The sequence below is a fragment of the Vibrio quintilis genome (assembly GCF_024529975.1).
In the GTDB taxonomy this organism is placed as follows: Bacteria; Pseudomonadota; Gammaproteobacteria; order Enterobacterales; family Vibrionaceae; genus Vibrio; species Vibrio quintilis.
In genome coordinates this window covers 1394842-1414078 of sequence record NZ_AP024897.1, presented here as the reverse complement: position 1 = coordinate 1414078, position 19237 = coordinate 1394842, and the positions used below count along the sequence as shown (strand labels likewise).

15 protein-coding genes are annotated in these 19237 nt (G+C 48.7%); 1 reads left to right on the top strand and 14 read right to left on the bottom strand.

Features of this window, described 5'->3' with window-relative positions; all coding sequences use genetic code 11:
* Window position 1: 1 nt before the first annotated feature.
* The 14 genes from OC443_RS06620 to citC all read right to left on the bottom strand — a co-directional run bounded on the left by OC443_RS06620 (window position 2) and on the right by citC (window position 17599).
* On the bottom strand, window positions 2–1138 hold the full coding sequence (locus OC443_RS06620) for a carbon-nitrogen hydrolase family protein (RefSeq protein WP_143169222.1): 1137 nt from the start codon (window positions 1136–1138) through the stop codon (window positions 2–4).
* 119 nt (window positions 1139–1257) lie between these two features.
* Window positions 1258–2151: a DAPG hydrolase family protein gene (locus OC443_RS06615; protein WP_159440307.1), complete on the bottom strand. Its 894-nt coding sequence runs from the start codon at window positions 2149–2151 to the stop codon at window positions 1258–1260.
* A gap of 289 nt (window positions 2152–2440) precedes the next feature.
* Window positions 2441–4111, bottom strand: coding sequence for a phosphoethanolamine transferase (locus OC443_RS06610; RefSeq protein ID WP_073580097.1), 1671 nt, complete (start codon window positions 4109–4111; stop codon window positions 2441–2443).
* Window positions 4108–4464: a diacylglycerol kinase gene (locus OC443_RS06605; RefSeq protein WP_073580096.1), complete on the bottom strand. Its 357-nt coding sequence runs from the start codon at window positions 4462–4464 to the stop codon at window positions 4108–4110. Before OC443_RS06605 ends, OC443_RS06610 begins: the two co-directional genes overlap by 4 nt.
* Window positions 4465–4756: 292 nt before the next feature.
* Window positions 4757–5611: a helix-turn-helix domain-containing protein gene (locus OC443_RS06600; protein WP_073580095.1), complete on the bottom strand. Its 855-nt coding sequence runs from the start codon at window positions 5609–5611 to the stop codon at window positions 4757–4759.
* 278 nt (window positions 5612–5889) lie between these two features.
* Window positions 5890–7884: a methyl-accepting chemotaxis protein gene (locus tag OC443_RS06595; protein WP_073580094.1), complete on the bottom strand. Its 1995-nt coding sequence runs from the start codon at window positions 7882–7884 to the stop codon at window positions 5890–5892.
* Window positions 7885–8220: 336 nt separating this feature from the next.
* On the bottom strand, window positions 8221–9867 hold the full coding sequence (locus tag OC443_RS06590; RefSeq protein WP_073580093.1) for a methyl-accepting chemotaxis protein: 1647 nt from the start codon (window positions 9865–9867) through the stop codon (window positions 8221–8223).
* Between the two features lie 417 nt (window positions 9868–10284).
* Entirely contained in the window at window positions 10285–11925 is a 1641-nt protein-coding gene (locus OC443_RS06585; protein ID WP_073580092.1) for a methyl-accepting chemotaxis protein, read from the bottom strand.
* Between the two features lie 241 nt (window positions 11926–12166).
* Window positions 12167–13114, bottom strand: coding sequence for a triphosphoribosyl-dephospho-CoA synthase CitG (gene citG, locus OC443_RS06580; RefSeq protein WP_234976332.1), 948 nt, complete (start codon window positions 13112–13114; stop codon window positions 12167–12169).
* Window positions 13115–13121: 7 nt separating this feature from the next.
* Window positions 13122–13730 (bottom strand): citrate lyase holo-[acyl-carrier protein] synthase, encoded by a 609-nt coding sequence (gene citX, locus OC443_RS06575; protein WP_083601525.1) that lies wholly within the window; start codon window positions 13728–13730, stop codon window positions 13122–13124.
* Window positions 13727–15265 carry a citrate lyase subunit alpha gene (citF, locus tag OC443_RS06570; protein WP_073580090.1) on the bottom strand — a complete coding sequence of 513 codons (1539 nt, stop codon included), beginning with the start codon at window positions 15263–15265 and terminating at the stop codon, window positions 13727–13729. Before citF ends, citX begins: the two co-directional genes overlap by 4 nt.
* A 10-nt stretch (window positions 15266–15275) precedes the next feature.
* Complete coding sequence (gene citE, locus OC443_RS06565) at window positions 15276–16151, bottom strand: citrate (pro-3S)-lyase subunit beta (protein WP_073580089.1); 876 nt, start codon at window positions 16149–16151, stop codon at window positions 15276–15278.
* A complete protein-coding gene (citD, locus tag OC443_RS06560; protein ID WP_073580088.1) occupies window positions 16148–16444 on the bottom strand; it encodes a citrate lyase acyl carrier protein in 297 nt (98 codons plus the stop codon). Before citD ends, citE begins: the two co-directional genes overlap by 4 nt.
* A 54-nt stretch (window positions 16445–16498) precedes the next feature.
* Window positions 16499–17599, bottom strand: a complete 1101-nt coding sequence (citC, locus tag OC443_RS06555) for a [citrate (pro-3S)-lyase] ligase (protein WP_073580087.1) — start codon at window positions 17597–17599, stop codon at window positions 16499–16501.
* Window positions 17600–17844: 245 nt separating this feature from the next.
* Between citC and citS the strand changes: the two genes are divergently transcribed.
* A complete protein-coding gene (gene citS, locus OC443_RS06550; RefSeq protein ID WP_073580086.1) occupies window positions 17845–19188 on the top strand; it encodes a citrate/sodium symporter CitS in 1344 nt (447 codons plus the stop codon).
* Window positions 19189–19237 lie beyond the last annotated feature (49 nt).

The window sequence follows — 19237 nt, the reverse complement described above, 5'->3', positions numbered from 1 at the left end:
ACTAAAACAAAATGCGCCGCAGATTTCTGACTGGCGGATAGCCCTGATCGGGCGCATTGGTTGACAGCGGTTCGCGGATGAGCCGGAGATTAAGATCATAAATCAACATCCCTTCTTTCAATGCAGGCACCACACCAGCCAGCCGGTCATAGGCCGTATGACGCCGGTCTTTATTCTGCATGAACTGAGGCTCAATCAGCCCTTTGATCGCCGTAAAGCAGTTCGGGCAATCGGTTGGTTTGGTTCTTAAGCTGGCAAAAATCGCAGAGTTCCCCGCACAATAACCATAATCTTTCTGCTGACATCGCTGATAAGTGGCACCATAACTTGCCACATTGGTGATTGAAACAAAGATCGGATGCCTGCGCACCAGACTGTTTGCCTCGATCAGGAACTCCCAGGATGCCGGGTTAAAATTGATGTTCGTCAGCACATCGATTTGCCGCTGATTGGCAAGGTTGCGGACCACATATTGTGCGCCGTCGCTGATCAGATCAACACAGGTTAACGGCATGATCCGGCCGAATTCAGTTTTCACCAGTAATAAGTTATCACCCGGCTTCATACCAAAGCCGCTGCGTGGTGAAGCCTCAAATCTTGATGGCCGGACTTTGAATCCATACTCTGTCCAGCCCGGGCCAATCACCGGAATACGGCTCTGCCTTTCTTTATCATAAAATGACCCGGCAATGATGATCATATTTTCCTTCAGTACCGTGGCTTTCAGTTTCGCAACAAAGGTCGCTCTTTCAGAGGCACGGGTTCCCAGAGAAAGCTCAGGGAAAATCAGAACATCAACATGCTGACTGACTGCCGTTTCCAGACAGCGGTTCAGCTTCTTCAGCACTTTGGATTCAGCAATTGTTAAACCATCCTCCGTATGCTCAGGTGCCGTAAACTGTATCTGGCACTGCGCATACGTCGGGAAATGTTTCATGCTTCGCTGACCGAGATGATCCGCAATTTTCAGCTCTGGTAAATCAGCCAAAATTTGCGGTTCTGACGTTCCCCTGTCACTGCGGGCTGGTTCAGGGCTCCCGCCGGCAGCCGTGCTGGTTACTGTGGATGTATTGCCGTGCTGCGCCGCACACCCGGACGATATCATGATCACAAAAAAAAGTGATATAAATTTCTTCATCACGCTGGTTCCCTGTCTTTTTGATTTCCGGTGAAAAGTTTCCGGTTCATTCAGAATCAATTATAAGCCACCAAACACATAATCACGTGATTTCATTTTTTAGTGGTAATCATTTTTTATCAGGCGGTAATTTCACCGCCGAATTGCTGATAGACCTCCGGCAGAAAAGTCTTGAAGCGGGTAAATTCACACACATTATGCTGCGCCAGGCCCTGAATCACGCTTGCAGGGACAGACACCCCGGGCGGCAACACCGACTGCGGCTTTCCGTCAACCAGCTGATAACCAATCCAGAAACGGGTTCTGTGCTCCAGCCCCGCCGCTGTCTGACGGAAAATATGGCACATCAATGCCGGTGCTTTCCGCCCACCTGCGTGACCAACCGGAACCGACCAGCCCTGCCCGCCGGCAAAGGTCGCCACATACGGTGCTTTCCAGCGGGTCATGTCAAAACCGAAATCCTGCGGTGACATAAACTGAATATCCACATGTGACATGCCACTGTTGGTGTCTTCAATCACATGATGGAGCACGCCCCAGTTCCTTTGCCGGATGGGAATGGAGGTATCCAGCAAACGGGCACGGTGTTCCGCACTGACAGAGATACCGGCATGTTGCGGCGGATACCAAATCCGGTAGCGGAGATCTTCCAGCGGATGCCAGGCAAACCACCAGTCAATCATCTCTGGTGTGATATCCGGATAAAGATTGCGGTTGGCGATAAATCCGGTGCCATCCGGCAGATTGCACCAGCCGGTTTCGATTGCCAGCTCACCCGGATTAAGCAGGTCATTCATCTGGTGAGGAAAAATTGCCAGAGCCGGATCGCAGGGCGCGTCCATCAGCTGATAATGCCGGGGATCAGGCGCCTCAACCCTGTCATGGAAAAACCGGGCATACGGCTGCTGCTGTTCTTCCTGCGACAGAATCTGTTCCGCGGTTCTTTCCAGTGCTGATTGCAGATAGTGTTCATTGTTTTGCTGACCGGCAGCATTTGAAATATATGAATCCATATTCACCTCCAACCTAATCATAACAAGGCAGGCGGAGAAAACTTTGACTCAGTCAGACAGAAGAGGAAAAACGCAGGCAAAAAAAGCCCCTGTATCAATACAGGGGCGAGCATCTATGACAATATAAAAATTACACTTATTCAGGCACATTAAATTTAGGCCGGATTTCGCGGACCGGCTACTTTGCAGTGCCGGTTTTTTCACTGAATTTGTAACTTTTGATGACAAGATTCAGCCGGCTTATAACACCGGTATTAAACATCATCTGCATTGCTGAAAGTCAACGCCTTCAGGAATGGCGGCAGGCTGCGAAAATATCCATCTCCGGCCGGTAAAGACGGGTGGAGACATCCAGCATACCCAGCATTGAATCGAACAGATTGTCGTGGGAAAAATGTCCCTGCTGCGCTTCAGACTTCAGGCAGGTTTGATCAATCTGTTTATCCGTACGGAAACTGTCAGACAGCCACACCATCAGCGGCACCTTCTTCTGATAATCCGGAGCCAGCGGGTAAGGCATGCCATGCAGATACAGCCCGCTTTCACCCAGAGATTCTCCGTGATCGGACAGATAAACCAGCGCCGTCTCATACCGCCCGGACAACGCCTTCAGTTTCGCGATGGTCTGTGCCAGCATATAATCGGTATAGCGGATGGTGTTGTCATATGAATTCACCAGCTGCGCATGCGTGCAGTTCTCAATGTCTGCCCGCGGGCAGTCTGGTGTGAAATGCTTAAACCGGTCCGGATAACGCCGGAAATAGGTTGGCCCGTGGCTGCCGATTAAGTGCAGTACCACCAGCTTGTTGCCCGAAAGGTCATCCACATTCTGCTCAAAGTGATTCAGCAATGCCATATCCAGACAGCTTTGATGATCACACATCGGATGCTGATTACTGCGTTCCAGATTCTGATATTTAACATGGTCCGGCACCCCTTTGGGCGCGCCATCATTCTCCCGCCACAGCACATCCACACCCGCACGTTTGATGATATCCAGCAGGTTGTCCTGGTGATAGGCGCGCTGCTGATCGTACTGACGCCGATCCAGCCGCGAGAACATACACGGCAGGGAAATCGCTGTCGCCGTTCCGCACGAGTGGACATCCTGAAAAGAGATCACATCCAGCGGACGGGTGAAAGGATTGGTTGGGCGACCGTAACCATTGCTCTGATAATTCTGACTTCTTGCCGTTTCCCCTACGACCAGCACAACCAGTGATGGTTGCTTCGCGGTGGTCACTTTTTGTGTCGCATCTGTCCCGATATGGGTATAAGGCATGGGTTTGGAGAAATAAGTCTGGCGGATAAATTTATCGACGTTATGCACGTAAAATGTCGGAATCAGAATCTTTCGCAGATAACTGTTATTGCGCCCGACAGAGGCATAATCCTGAAAATAGAATGAGCCAATCATCACCAGCCCGATCACGCCAACCACCATCAGCCCGGCTTTCTTCATCACAAATGGCAGCACAGGCTCTGATTTCAACGGGGTCATTATCAGTAAAAGCGCCGGTAAAATCCCCAGCCCGGTAATCCAGACAACCGAAGTGACACTAAGATAAGCAGTGGCTTCTCCGGTGTTGGTTTCCACCAGATTACGAATCATATTCACATCAAAAATAACCCCGTAATTGTACGTGGCATAACACACGATGGCAGAAGTGAACAACAGCACTGAAAAGAAGATTTTGGTGATTTTCGGCCAGGTAAACAGGCTGAACAGACAGATAAATGCAAAGAAAAAAGCAAAAGGAATGGAAATGATAAAGCCGGTATCAACCGCTGCCATCCCGGCAAAGATATGGGTTAAATCTTTATACAGTGGCAGATTAAGCACCAGCGCATAGTAAGCTGCCAGTACCAGAGTCACGGAATGAAAGGACAGGCGGACTGACGCAAGTTGACGAACAGACGCAAGTTGACGGACTGATAAAAATTTGCTGATAAGTTTCATAGTAATACCCAGCTCCAGATGAAAACAGCAAGAAAAATGGAGACAAGGACCGCCGCAGAGCCAATATCTTTGGCCCGGCCGCTCAGCTCATGCAGCTCATCACTGATTCTGTCAACCACAGCTTCAATCGATGAGTTAAACAGCTCTGCAATCAGCACCATAAACAACGAGGAAACCAGAAACAGCTGCTCGATCACCGATACAGGCAATAACAGCGCCATAATACACAGCGGAACAACAATACAAACTTCCTGACGGAATGCGGCTTCATTCTTCCATGCAGCTCTCAGCCCTTTGGCAGAGTAAATCCCCGCATAATAGAGTCTTTTCAGACCTGTATTTCCCGGTTTCATTGTCAATCAAGTCTCCTGTCTTCAGAACAGGAATGACTCTAAACAGACAGACTTAAGACTTTCTTAAGAAACCATTTTATTTATAACTGATTTTCAACGTTGAATGACCATGTCTTCAAATCAGTGCCTTGTCTCAGAGCCTGACAAATCTCATTGAAACCTGCATTTTCAGGTTGTTTGGGTATACAGGTTTATTGACAGAATCAGGCTGGCAGAAGGTGGCGGGGTCATGCCCGGACAGATGGCATACGGACTGGCCCGAACACAATCCGGACCAGCGGTGAGCCGTGGTTTAATGCTGATTTTTACCCAGCTGATACTGTTTCGGTGTCACGCCGTATTCTTTTCTGAACAGGCGAATATAGTGGGAAATATTTTCAAACCCGACTTCATAAGCGGTATCGGTCACCGACAGATTTCTCAGGTGTTGTTTTGATTTTTTCAACCGCAGGCGGGTCAGATAATCTTTCGGACTCTGGTCGGTGATCAGTTTAAATTTCTGACTGAAACCAGACAGTGACATATTCACTTCTTCCGCAATATGAGAAATGGTCATCTCATGGCCATGAGGTGAATTCATCATCCGGATCGCCTGGTTGATCGGATGATTCTGATGGTGATAAATAATGTCGTAACAGCCTTTGATTTTCATCAGCTCGTAGATAATTTCCTGACAGGTTAAATCGAGCAGGAAATGAATATTGGCATCTTCCTCGACGATAATTTCCTGAATCCGCTGGTGCAGAGACCCGAGCCGGTTGTTAATCCGCTCACGCAGGAACGTGGAATATTCGATATCTTTGGCGACGGTAATCTGTAAATTCTCTGAGACTTTCTGGCTGACCTTATCAATCAGACAGTCACTGAATTCATACACCAGCGCTTTGGTGTATTCCGTCATCGACATATAAACATTGGAATGAGGCGGCAGCAGCACAAAATCATTGTGGTTATACACAAAACGCTCTGAGCGGTTAATACTGACTTCTTTGACGCCTTCAATAATGGTGCACAATCTCGGCGAATCATACGAGCGGTACTCATCACTGAAATGCTTGGGCAAATCATAATACAACAAATTGATGTTATCGGTCGGAAGGGAGTATTCTGTTTCATCCACCCGGCTAAAGTTCTGAATTTTATACATTTGTTGCCTCAACTTATACAATTCCGGCCCCATCTGGCAGAGGCGGAAAATACAGTCACGAAATCACACACTTATTGATGGTTATATTATCAACCTTTATCAGCACAAGTTTGATCTCAGCCATAAAGCGACAAATTGATGATGCTTTTGTTGAAATTTTGAGAAGTTAAGTGACAAAACGGTTAACAGCCGATGATGCAAATTACATCTGTTTGCAGTTCACCGGCTGGCTTATAGCCAAATAACCTGAAGGGACCGGTTATTTGGCTACACCCAGGCTACCTGACCAGATGATAGGTCGCAATTTCTCCCAACACACCACTGACATGCTCATGGGCAATCTTCGCCCGGTTATCTGTTTCTGACACAGAATCAAGCACATGGCGGGCCTGAACATTCACATCCTGAACATTACGGTTGATATCTTCAGAAACATGAGACTGCTGTTCGGAAGCTGTCGCCACCCGCTCGATGGTCTGGTTAATCAGTTCAATGGAAGAAAAGAGTGCTTTCATCATCGCCACATTTTCTTTCACACTCTCTGCGGTTTGGGTCGTTTTACCGGCGCAGGATTCCATCGAATGCAACGCCGTCTGACTGACGCTGATCAGCGATTCAATCATGGTCCGGATATTGTCGGTTGCTCCCTGCGTGCGCTGAGCCAGATTGCGGACTTCATCCGCCACAATCGCAAAACCGCGCCCCTGATCACCAGCCCGTGCCGCCTCGATTGCCGCATTCAGTGCCAGCAGGTTGGTCTGCTCCGCAATCGACTCAATCTCCTGCAGGATGACATCAATCTGCGCCGTCTGGTCTGACATCTGCTTCACCGACTGAAATCCGTGGTCCACTTCCTGATCGAGTTCGGAAATAGAACTGAGAATAAGGCTCATCCGCTGGCGTCCCTGATTGCCGAGCTGATTCATATTTTCCGTTTCCGTCGACACAGTTTGCATGTCCTGAGAAATACTGTTGCTGGTCACAGACATCTGTTCCACAGCGCTGGCTATCTGATCCAGCTTATCAAACTGAATCTGAGTGGACTCAAGTGCTGCCTGTACCTTGCGGAACAGCGCATCCATGCCGGATTTTGACTCGCCGGATTTATCCGCCAGAATGGTAAAAGATTCGGATAAATGCTGCAGGTGCATGTTCAGCGCTTCAATGATCTCTCCCAGTTCATCCTGAGCATGTTCAGGAATGCGGACCGAAATATCCCGGTCCTGCGACACGGTACTCAGTGTCTGGTGAATCAGGTTGACGCGACTGGAAACAGAGCGAATCACCAGCCGGATTAACCACAGTACCGGCAGCGTGACAAACAGAAAAGCCCCGGCTAACCCCATCAGATGATTCTGACTTGCGGCCGCTTTTTCATTCGCGATAACGTCAATCTGCTGGCTGATATTATCTGCCATGCCTTTGATCAGTTTGATTTTCTGTGTTGCCAGCTGAAACCAGTTGTCCGGCCCCTGAACTGTCTGTAAATCCCGGGTCCGGACAAATGCTTTGGTATACCGGTCAACATTCTGCCAGACCTGTGTCAGCCGGGAACGGGCGTACTGATCTTGCATCGGCTGAGAAGCCAGCGCCTGAAACTCCTTCGCCCAGTGCGTTTCATCACGGATAAAACCGATAATTTCCGCCTGCCGTTTGCCGGTGGTTTTTCCGGCAGCAAACACGCCGTTGAGTGCGCCCCGGTACTGACCGATTCGTTCTTTCATCCAGAGTAAACTCAGGCGTGCCCCCAGCATTTTGGTTAACGTCTTATCATCGATTTCAAACACTAAAAACCGCACTTCATCCAGTGCGGCGGCATTTAAGCCGGAATAAAAAGCAAACGCGCCGTTATCCGGCGCGAGGGCATCAACCTGACGACGAACCTGACTCTTTTCCGACAGATGGCGGAAAACATCCGCCCTCATCATGTGCAGCTGCTCCGGTGTAATTTCAAGAAAATCGTCAGCACTTAACTGACGCAATGCGCTTTCCGCCTGATCGGCCACCTGCCGCTGCCGGAGCATCTCCGTCCGGCCCCGGGTGCCTTTCGAACCAAGAAAGCCAGCCGTCAGGCCACGCTCTACAGCAAAATTATGTGCCACACCATCTAATACATGAGAAAGCCGGGTGATATCCTGAATCATTCTTCCCTGATGCCATTCCTTTAACACCACATTTGCGAGCAGACAAACCGCAATGAAGAAAAAAATCACAGGCAGTAATCCAACCACACCGATCGCATGCGAAACTTTCAGTTTTTTTAATAAAGACATTATGATTCTCCATGCCAACTGACGATTCTGCGTTTCAATCATTGAACTCAGATGTTCTGTTTTTAAACGCAGAGTTCAGTGTTTGAATTCAGAGATTCAGTCTTTGAATTCTGATACAGACAAACAACCGGAATAAAAGCAGGCGGTTGTCTGAATAATCAATCCATTTCTTATTGTATTGCATCAATAAGCGTAGCATCTGCATTGAAGATGTATGAATAATCAGCAGGACAAAAAAATCCCCGGATAAAGTTCCGGGGAGATTTTATTCAAGCGGGGTCAGGCGGTGATTCAGTGTTATCACTGCATTCTGTCTCTGACTGCTATCACTGAATGCTATAACTGAAAGGTACTGACCAGTTTTTTCAGCTCAGCCGATAAAGTTTGTAACCGGGCACTGTCCTGACTCATCTGTCCGGCAATGTCGGTTGTCTCTGAAGTGAACTCATTAATTTCTGTCGCATTGCGGTTGATGTCTTCAACCACGGTTGACTGCTCTTCCGTCGCCACTGCAATCTGAGTGTTCTGATCATTGAGATGATCAATATGCTGATTAATCTGTTCCAGTGATGTATAAACGTCACCGGCATTATGCACCACCTGTTCATTCATGGACTGACCGGATTCCATACTGCTGACGGCTTTTTGAGATTCAGACTGCAGGCGGTCGATAATCGCCTGAATTTCTTCTGTCGATGCGGAAGAACGGTTCGCCAGCTGACGGACTTCATCCGCGACCACGGCAAAGCCCCGGCCCTGCTCTCCTGCACGCGCAGCTTCAATCGCGGCATTGAGTGCCAGCAGGTTAGTCTGCTCAGAAATACCCCGGATGGTATTCAGCGTTTCACTGATTTCTTCCACCTGATTTGCCAGCGTTGACACGACCCCGGAAGCTTGTGTCAGTTCATCAGACAAGCTGCCGATCTGTCCCTTGGCAGCATGTACCATGTCACGCCCGTGGCCGGACAGTTCAGCGGCCTCTTTTGCCACACTGGCAGCATTGGCTGCATTCGATGCGATTTCAGACACTGTCGCACCCAGCTCGTTAATGGCCGTCGCCACCTGAACGGTGCGATCCTGCTGCTCTGCGCAGTTAGTTTGCGTTTGCCGGGCGCGATCTGCCGTTTGATCAGCCACCGCTGTCAGCGCCTGTGCATCCTCAGCCACCCGCATCATCGCTTCATGCACCCGGCCGATAAACTGGTTAAAACTGTCTCCGATACTGGCCAGTTCATCTTTGCCACCGAGCTTCACCCGCAGCACCAGTGACATGGACTGTGCCGCCTCTTTCATTGTGGTCTGCAACGCTTCAACCCGTCTGCGCATACTGGCAATAATCAGCCAGGCGATTCCGGCTGAAATCACCAGCGCCAGAATGATGACAATCAGCTGATTCTGACGGCCGGACAGATAATTTTCTTCACTGTTACGGTTATATTCGTCAGCCTGTTGCAGCAGTTCATCCAGAATCTTGCCGGTATCTTTACGCATCTTGCCATAGGTTTTTGCGTATTGATGGCGGTAAATATGTTTTGCAGTTTCAATATCACCGCCGTCAAACGCTTGCAGCATCGGCTCAAGCTCTTCGGTCACCATGCGTTCAAATTGATCCAGAACACCCTGTGCCTGTTTTTTCAGTACCGGATTAATCTGCGCGGAAACCGCATCTCTCATCGCCTTACGCATTTCCGGGATATCTTCTGTCCGGGCTTCCTGAACCCGCTGCTTCACACCTTTCTGATCCCGCAGGGAAGTTTCCTGCAACAGCATCATGTCAATGCCGACACGCATTCTGGGAATCCGGGATAAAGCCTCCGCCACCGAACGCATCGGCGCGGCGGTGTTGACATAAAGCTGTGTTGCCTGAGTCTGCATCGTAGAGGTGGTGGACAGGCTAAACAAACCGACTGCGATCAATGCAATACACGGGATAAAGACGGCCAAAATCAAGCGGTGTTTTAATGTCAGGTTATTCATGACCAAACTGACTCCTTCTATCAGGGATAAAGCATTTTATTTGCGGCACAACTCATCAAACCAAGAGGCTTATGAGGTGCGGCAAATCCATCTTCGCTCAGAGTTCTGATAACAGGACCCTGAGAAAATTTACGCATCATTCCATGAATCTGACCGGTGGCGGTTCCATCAATACATCACTGTCAGGCAATTGATTCAGTGAGTCACCGGGCTGGCTGAGCTTTGATTATACATGCATATAATTACAAAAATATCACCAATATACTGTGGGTTCAGGCGTTTTTCCGGCATCTTCAGGCAGATCCGGACAAAAAAATCCCCGGCAGGACCGGGGTTCTTCATCATCAAAGAAAAGAGTAATCAAACTGTTGATACTCAGGCAGTCTCAACCTGCCTGAGTGCTCACCGGTGAGGCACCGTAATTCAAAGCTGAAACGCACCAACCAGTGATTTCAGCTCAGCAGACAAAGCCTGCAGGCGCACACTGTCATCGTTCAATAACTTAGCTATTTGCGTGGTCTCAGCGGTAAACTGGTTAATTTCGGTGGCATTGCGGTTGATATCTTCAACCACGGTTGACTGTTCTTCAGTTGCCACTGCTATCTGAACATTCTGTTCACTGAGCTGGTCAATATGCTCATTCATCTGAATCAGTGCTTCATTGGTGCTGCCGGCATAATTCACCACCTGCGCATTCAGTTCCTGCCCCGATGCCATACTGCCAACAGCTTTGCGTGATTCTGCCTGCAGACGGTCGATCACCGCCTGAATCTCTTCGGTCGAGCTTGATGAGTGATTTGCCAGCTGGCGGACTTCATCAGCAACCACGGCGAATCCCCGGCCCTGTTCTCCGGCCCGCGCAGCTTCAATGGCGGCATTGAGTGCCAGCAGGTTGGTCTGCTCTGAAATGCTGCGAATCGTATCCAGCGTCAGGCCAATATCTTCCACCTGACTGGCCAGCGCAGTCACCACATCCGAGCTTTTTGTCAGCTCATCTGATAATTCAACCACGTGTTCCTGCGCAGCGTGGACTATCTGCCGGCCATTGCCTGACAGGTTCGCGGCTTCTTTGGCAACATCTGCAGCTCTGGCCGCGTTAGATGCAATCTCTGCCACAGTCGCCCCCAGCTGATTAATTGCCGTCGCGACCTGAACGGTTCTGTCCTGTTGCTCGGTACAATTATTTTGTGTCTGCTGTGCGCGCTGAGTTGTTTCAGCGGCCACGACCGCAAGCTCCTGTGCATCCTGCGCGACCTGCTGAATAGATTCATGCACACGGCTGATAAACTGATTGAAACTCTCACCAATTTGACTCAGTTCATCTTTTCCTTCCAGCCGAACCCGCAAAAACAGTGACTTCGACTGTGCGGCTTCCTGCATGGTCGATTGCAGGAGACTCACCCGCTTGCGTAACCGGGTAATAATCAACCAGGCAATCGTGAAGGAAACAACCAGCGCCAGAATAATCAGCAACCACTGATTCTGCCGCCCGTTCTGATAATTGGTCTGACTGCGATGATAATGATCACTGGCCTGATGCAGTAAATCATTCATCATATTGTTGGCTTCTTTGCGCATACTGCCGTAGGTTTTGGCATACTGCTGACGGTAAATCTGCTTTGCGGTATCGATATCGCCCCGTTCAAACGCATTCAGCATCGGATCAAGCTCCTGACTGACCATACGTTCAAAATCATCCTGCAATACTTTGGCCCGGTGCTTCAGTGCCGGGTTCGTTTGTGCCGAAACCACTTCCTGCATCGCTTTACGCATTTCCGGTATATCTTCGGTTCTGGCTTCGCGGACCCGCGTCTGCACGCCTTTCTGATCCCGTAATGAAGTTTCCTGCAGTAACATCATGTCGATGCCGACCCGCATCCGGGGAATACGTGACAATACTTCAGCAACAGACCGCATCGGCGCGGCGGTATTGACATAGAGTTGAGTCGCCTGTCCCTGCATGGAAGACATAGTCATCAGACTGGACACACCGATAATAATCAGGGCAAGGCACGGCACGAAGATCGCAATAATCAGCCGGGTTCTTAACGTCAGGTTATTCATCACAAAAAATACACTCCTTCAAAATACTGACTGCGGACGTTCATGGGGTTACAGCAGGCCCGTGGGCATCACCGGCCTTTCGCCATAACCGATTGGTCATATACCCATGCATCTTCAGGTTGTTGGGTTTATATACGCAGTGTTTTATACGCGTTTTCTGCAGACAGGGCATCATCAGCAAACAGAGTAATCTTCAGAAATGGAACTATTCTCACCCTACGTATGAACCGGGACAGAAAAATCAATAAAATCCGGTTCTGTCGAGCGTTTCAATCTGTGACAGTAACCATGTCATTGCCAGTAAATCAGCACTGCCGCCCGGGCTGAGCCGTTTCTCTGTAAAGACTTTGTCTAACTCAATCAATGACGCTTCCAGTGCCGGGCTGGCACAACCGCCCTGAGATAACAGGGATTCAGCCGCAGTCCGGACGAACCGCAATCCGTGCATCCCGCCACGCGAGACCACATTGGTGTCTTCATTATTTGCCATCAGTACCAGCAGGGTTTGCCATAGTGACTGCTCAACGGAATACCCGTTGGACACTGCCTGTTCATAAGCCGGTAAGCTGTGGCTGAGAATGGTGTGATAACCGGATGCAGCTTCACCACGGGCACCGGTCAGGCCATATTCGCGGTAAAGAAATTCGCCGTGTGTTTCCCGGGGTTCCGGCTGAGTCACAGGCTGGTGATCTGTTTGAACATGGCGATGTTTCAGCTCATCCACCACCAGACAGGCACAACAGCGTTTAATCGTCTGACTGATATACTGCGCATTCACGGTTAAGCCTTTCCCTCTCAGCCAGCCAATCGCCCCGCACACCAGGCCCAGACCAAAAATCATCCCTTTGTGGGTATTTACACCTTTTGTCGCAGCAAACATTGCCTGCTCAGCTTCCAGACCGATGGGACGGAGCACACGCAGCAAACCGTCTGCGGGCTGTTCAGAAAAACGCAACCCCGCATCGAGAAAGCGAATCAGATAAGGCCGGATAGAAGACGCACTGGCTTCAAACAAAGGCACATCCATATCGGTGTGCGCGCCATTGGTCAGCAAATCAACTAACCCCGGCTTCGGTGTCAGATGCACCTCAACCAACATGGCATGATAAGCCAGCCCGGCAACCAGTGAAAAAAATCTGTCTCCGGCTGAATCGACCGGTACAGTCTGTCCGGATACAGCCGGATTCATTAACAGATTAACGGCAACACTGCTCATCATTTACGATCTCTTTAATCCGCAGAATCAGTTCATCCAGCGGGTGTTTTCGGGAGCGGGCACAAACCACGGCATCTTCATCACAGATCAAACATTTGCGCCGGGGCATTTGTTGCCCTTTGCGGGAAATGATCTTTCCGGATTCATCCAACACGTCCAGATCCATCAGCCGGCCAAGAGGATGACTTCTTTCGATGGTGATCATCTGCTTTTTCAGCATCATGGCACTGCGGGCGTCGATAGCAAAAATACCTTCCGGCCCGGTTTCCTGCAGTAAAATCTGTTCACCGGCAATCGTCCAGCCCAGCTCTTTACAGGCCGCTTCAATCGCCTGAACACCTTGCTTAAAGATCTGTTTTGAAATACCGGTCATTTTTTCCGGCCCCGGCATATTGACAGAAAAAGACACCAGCGGCATGCCGTGACGTTTCAGCCAGTCCCGTTGTCGTTTCACTCTGGCTTCTTTATTCGCCAGCACTGCTTCAAGCCCGACAACCGGCCCGTGGTCACGGGCCGGATCAGCGAGGCTGGCAGTGTCATGATCGTCAGCCTTCAGGCTGACGGTCTGTTCATTGCAAGCTTCTGTCATTCTTTCACCTTCTTAATCACATCAATAACCGAACCATCGCGGTAACGCACATAAGCGACAATCTGGTCATCAAATTCAATCGGTGCCGGTTTACCGGTCAGCATGGTTGCGCGCTCTGACAGTGCTTCGATATCAAAGACCGGCAGACCTGCTTTCTCCAGCAGCGCCTTCACTTCAGGACGATTCGGGTTCACAGCAATGCCGTGATCCGTTACCAGCACATCCACTGACTGACCCGGCGTGACAACATTCAGCACCTTGTCAACCACAGTCGGAATACGTCCGCGAACCAGTGGCGCGACGATAATCGCCAGATTCGCACCTGCCGCAGTATCACAGTGACCACCGGAAGCACCACGAATCACACCATCAGAACCTGTAATGACGTTGACGTTAAACTGAGTGTCAATTTCCAGTGCACTGAGGATAACCACATCCAGGCGATCAACGGCAACACCTTTTGATGAAGGGTTGGCATACTCGTTGGCAGAGATTTCAACGTGGTTCGGATTGCGTGACAGTGAATCCACTGCACCACCATCAAAACACTGCACATCAAGCAGGTTTTTGATTAACCCTTTCTCATGCAGCGCAACCATCGTTGAAGTAATACCACCCAGGCCAAATTCTGCCGTGATCCCCTGCCGAACCATTTCATCTTCAAGGAAACGGGTCACAGCCAGCGATGCACCACCGGAACCGGTCTGAATCGTGAAGTCCTGTTTAAAGAAGCCGGAATTAATAATCACATCCGCCGCTCTTCTTGCGATCAGCAGTTCACGCGGGTTTGAAGTCAGACGTGTTTCACCACCGCCGATTTTAGCCGGGTCACCGACTTCTTCGACATGAACAACCGCATCCACGTAATCCTGCGTGATCGATGCAGGGTGATTCGGATAAGTCGCCAGTGATTCAGTCAGCATCACAACGTGATTCGCGTTCTGTGCATCCACTTTGGCATAACCCAGTGAACCACAACGGGATTTACCCTGAGTACCGTTCGCGTTACCGAACTCATCACAGCAAGGTACGCCAATAAAGGCCACATCAATATTCAGTTCACCACTTTGAACCAGGTGAACCCGGCCGCCGTGAGAGTGAATATGAACCGGCTCTTTCAGCAAACCGGCTGAAATCGCTTCACCCAGCTCGCCACGGATACCGGAAGTATAAATTTTACCCACGACACCATTTTCGATATGACCCACAATCGGTGAATGGATTGAAGTCAGTGAACTGGATGCCAGGGTGAGGTTTTTGATGCCCATTTCTGCAATGACATCCATCACCATGTTGATCACTTTATCGCCGCCACGAAAAGAATGGTGGAAAGAGATCGTCATACCATCTTTCAGACCGGAGTCGATAATGGCCTGTTTCAGGTTTGGTTTGAGTTTGCGCTGCAGTTTTTGCGCTGCATCCGCTAAATGAGGTGTCATGGCATTCGCATCGCTGAAAGGACGTAATGATGCAGGAAGCACACAATGAAGATGCGCTGCATGACCTGTTTTTTGCTCTGATTCAAATTCTTTCATGTGACTGCCTTTATTGCTTGATTCCTGATTCCGCTTTCTGAAGCGTCCAGCGTGCCCGTTCAATAATCGGTGTATCGATCATTTTTCCGTTCAGTGACGCCACACCAAGCCCCTGCTCTAATGCTTCTTCAGCGGCTTCAATGACGCGCTTCGCGTAGTCGACTTCTTTTTGTGTCGGCGCAAATACGTTGTGAATCATTTCAATCTGACGCGGATTAATCAGTGACTTGCCATCGAAACCAAGTTGCTTGATATGCTCGGCTTCACGCAAAAATCCTTCTTCATTATTTGCATCGGAATAAACGGTATCGAATGCCATAATGCCGGCACCGCGTGCTGCCTGAAGAATGGTACAGCGGGCAAAGAGTAACTCTGTCCCTTCCGGTGAACGTTGTGTACGCAGGTTACGCACGTAATCTTCGGCACCCAGTGCGATCCCGATCAGGCGCGGACAACAACCGGCAATTTCAACTGCGTTATTCACACCCATGGCGCTTTCAATTGCTGCCATCATTTTTGTGCTGCCGACTTCGCGGCCACAGGCACGTTCGATATCGCGGATGTGACGTTCCATTTCCAGCACATCTTCTGCCGTATCTGTTTTTGGCAAACGCACCACATCAACCCCGGCACGAACCACGGCGCGCAAGTCATGCAAACCAAATTCAGATTCCAGCGGGTTCACCCGTACAACGGTTTCAACAGACTGATAAAGCGGATGCTGAAGTGCATGAAAGACTAACAGGCGCGCTGTATCTTTTTCCCGCAGAGATACCGAGTCTTCAAGGTCAAACATGATGGCATCAGGCTTGTAGATGAAAGTGTTGCTGAGCATGGCTGCATTCGCGCCCGGAACAAACAGCATGCTACGACGTAATTGGCTCATGATAATGTACTCCACTGAATATCGCTGCTGTCAGCTGCCCGCATGATGGCGGCCTGAACCCGTGCTTTGATTACACAGTCCAAAGCGCCTTTATCTTCGACTTCCAGCGTTGCTGCACTGACATTCATGTTGTTCAGCACTTCACGGATGACACATTCGATCGCAGCACCAAACTGCTTCTGTACTGTGCTGTCTAGAGAGATTTCAATATCTCCTTCAGGGTTCGGAGTTATCCGGACCTGTAAATCACTGGACTCCAGTGTCCCGGCAAAGGCGGGTCGTATTATCTTCATTGAAAAACCTTTTATTCACTAACTTGTTTCAGTACAGCCCGGGGTCATCCGGCCTCAGGCCGCCACAAACGTATCGCGACGATGTATCTTCTGCGGAAGATGCTCGCGGATATAATCAATCGACGTCCGGGGTAAAAATGAGGCAAGGCCATCATCATCACCCGCTTTCAATAATTTGCGCACTGTTGATGCAGAGATCGGCTGGTCATTGACAGATCGGCGCAGCAGTTCAACCACGTCAATTTGCGGTGCACTGATTTCAGTACAGGTTAACCAGTGTTTCATCTGTTGATTGTAGTGACGGGTAACAACACATTCGGGTTCCGTACCCACATAGCGGTGCGTCACACCCAGTGCAGGTGCAATATATTTCCGGTATATCTGCAAATCGATAGCTGTATAACAAAAATCAATCAATCCCTGAGACTTAATAAAATAAGTTGGGAACGTTGCCTTCGAAATAATATAGTTTGAACCGGGATGAATGGTAATATTCGGAATATGTGATGTTCCCTGTTTAATCATTTCAAAACGATCACTATATGAGAATTCACACTCTTCTTTTACAACAAATAAATGTAACCAGTCACAATCACTTGCTGCCTGCTCAATTAAATATTGATGACCCAGTGTAAATGGATTGGCATTCATCACGATGCTGCCTATTTTATTTCCATTTACTTTTTTCTGGTTTAATTTTCGACAGTAGTTTTTCAGATTACATTGACTATTTTCTAATAAAACCAATTTATCATCGGCCCGTTCAACCGGAAAAAAGCCGGACTGACGAAATAACTTCACATTCTGTGGCTTGGTAAACAGGAACAAATGGTAACGTCCCATCTCGTAAGCCAGACTTGTCAGTTCTGTCATTAACGTCAGTGAAAAACCCGTGCCATGCAATTCGGGGGAGATGGCAATGGATTTCAAAATATTACCGGCAATACCGCCACAGGCGACTATTTTATCCTTCGCATCGGCAGATGCTCCGGAATACGCTATGTCTCTGGAATCAAATGTGTTTCTGGAATACGCAACAACAAAATACTCAACATCCTTGTCGATAAGAAGATCAAAGCCACCCAGAAAGTCGGCTATCTCCGACAACTTATCCTGTTGTCTGTTGTTGACCCTACTCAGCACTAGGTCAGGCATCAAACTATCTCCGTCTCTCAATGAGAGCATAATGAGTCAATCCGCCTTAAAAAGTAATGATCAATGTCAACTATTTTTTCTCACTAAAAAACCTTTATGATTTTAATGTTTTTAACTCTGGACAATTAAATTCATAAAGTTCATAAATCTATTTTTATTCCACAAATTTCGATGATCACACTCACAGTAGGGGTATTTTTAATTCTATAAATTGGATATGGTTACATCAACATGGAAAAAATACGATGAATCAAAAAATACTAACGATAAACGAAGGTCAGAATACTGGACTTAATGCTGTATCCAATATAAAAATATTCGGATTATCATTACCAGTGTTTTTCTTTTTACTCTTAATCACATTTATTGTGCATATTACCGACACACTTCCAAAAAATATTGTGGGTGGTTTTGGTTTTATGTTTGTCATTGGTGCCCTTTTCGGTGAAATTGGTAAACGTTTACCGATTTTCAATAAATATATCGGTGGCGCACCTGTAATGATTTTCTTAGTCGCGGCCTGGTTTGTTCATGCCGGACTACTGACACAGCGGGAAATATCGACGGTCACTTCTGTGATGAAAAAGACAGATTTTCTGGATCTTTTCATTGCAGTTTTAATTACAGGCTCTATTCTGGCTGTGAACCGTAAATTACTGTTAAAGTCTCTGGTCGGTTATATTCCAACCATTCTGGCAGCCGTTCTCGGTGCGTCCATTATGGGAATTATCGGCGGGATGATTTTCGGTATTTCGCTGGATCGCATCATGATGCTGTACGTGCTTCCTATCATGGGCGGCGGTAACGGTGCCGGTGCAATTCCGCTGTCTGAAATTTATGAAGCGGTCACCGGTGGTTCAAAAGAACAGTATTACTCAATTGCTATCGCGATTCTGACTATCGCTAACATTGTCGCGATTGTTGCTGCTGCGGTTCTGAACGGTATCGGCGAGAAAATGCCGGCTCTGACAGGCAAAGGTGAGCTTCTGCGTAAATCATCTTTCGATGTTGAAGAGCACGAAGCGCCCGACATCACGCCGCGTGAAATTGCAATCGGCCTGATGCTGACAGCTTCTGTCTATACCCTGGCTTACGCACTGTCTAAACACATTCTGCCAGGTTTCGGCAACGTGAAAATTCATACCTTTGCTTACATGGTTATTTTGATTGCCATCATTAACGCAAGTGGTATCTGTACCGACCAAATGAAAGAAGGCGCAAAACGTCTGGCGAACTTCTTCTCCAAGCAAATGCTCTGGATGCTGATGGTTGGTGTAGGGATTGCATATACCGATTTGGGTGAAATTATCAATGCACTGAATTTCACCAACCTGATCATAGCAACTCTGATTGTCTGCGGTGCCATTTTCGGCGCAGCACTGGGTGGCTGGATCATGGGCTTTTATCCGATTGAATCCTCAATCACTGCTGGTTTGTGTATGGCAAACCGTGGCGGTTCTGGTGACCTTGAAGTACTGGCTGCTTCAAACCGGATGAGCCTGCTGTCTTACGCGCAAATCTCGTCCCGTCTGGGAGGAGGCATCGTACTGGTTATTGCCAGTGTGGTCTTTGGCATGTTAGGCGGTTAAACCTTTTTTACTTGACGGAGAGCAGACCCTCTGGGGCTGCTCTCTTTTG

What these genes read in the sequence shown, in the direction of transcription:
- citD (WP_073580088.1), bottom strand. Translation starts at nt 16,444, where the DNA reads ATGAAGATAATACGACCCGCCTTTGCCGGGACACTGGAGTCCAGTGAT.
- OC443_RS06615 (WP_159440307.1), bottom strand. Translation starts at nt 2,151, where the DNA reads ATGGATTCATATATTTCAAATGCTGCCGGTCAGCAAAACAATGAACAC.
- OC443_RS06600 (WP_073580095.1), bottom strand. Translation starts at nt 5,611, where the DNA reads ATGTATAAAATTCAGAACTTTAGCCGGGTGGATGAAACAGAATACTCC.
- citC (WP_073580087.1), bottom strand. Translation starts at nt 17,599, where the DNA reads ATGCCTGACCTAGTGCTGAGTAGGGTCAACAACAGACAACAGGATAAG.
- OC443_RS06605 (WP_073580096.1), bottom strand. Translation starts at nt 4,464, where the DNA reads ATGAAACCGGGAAATACAGGTCTGAAAAGACTCTATTATGCGGGGATT.
- OC443_RS06585 (WP_073580092.1), bottom strand. Translation starts at nt 11,925, where the DNA reads ATGAATAACCTGACGTTAAGAACCCGGCTGATTATTGCGATCTTCGTG.
- citX (WP_083601525.1), bottom strand. Translation starts at nt 13,730, where the DNA reads ATGACAGAAGCTTGCAATGAACAGACCGTCAGCCTGAAGGCTGACGAT.
- citE (WP_073580089.1), bottom strand. Translation starts at nt 16,151, where the DNA reads ATGAGCCAATTACGTCGTAGCATGCTGTTTGTTCCGGGCGCGAATGCA.
- citG (WP_234976332.1), bottom strand. Translation starts at nt 13,114, where the DNA reads ATGAATCCGGCTGTATCCGGACAGACTGTACCGGTCGATTCAGCCGGA.
- OC443_RS06610 (WP_073580097.1), bottom strand. Translation starts at nt 4,111, where the DNA reads ATGAAACTTATCAGCAAATTTTTATCAGTCCGTCAACTTGCGTCTGTT.
- citF (WP_073580090.1), bottom strand. Translation starts at nt 15,265, where the DNA reads ATGAAAGAATTTGAATCAGAGCAAAAAACAGGTCATGCAGCGCATCTT.
- citS (WP_073580086.1), top strand. Translation starts at nt 17,845, where the DNA reads ATGAATCAAAAAATACTAACGATAAACGAAGGTCAGAATACTGGACTT.
- OC443_RS06620 (WP_143169222.1), bottom strand. Translation starts at nt 1,138, where the DNA reads ATGAAGAAATTTATATCACTTTTTTTTGTGATCATGATATCGTCCGGG.
- OC443_RS06595 (WP_073580094.1), bottom strand. Translation starts at nt 7,884, where the DNA reads ATGTCTTTATTAAAAAAACTGAAAGTTTCGCATGCGATCGGTGTGGTT.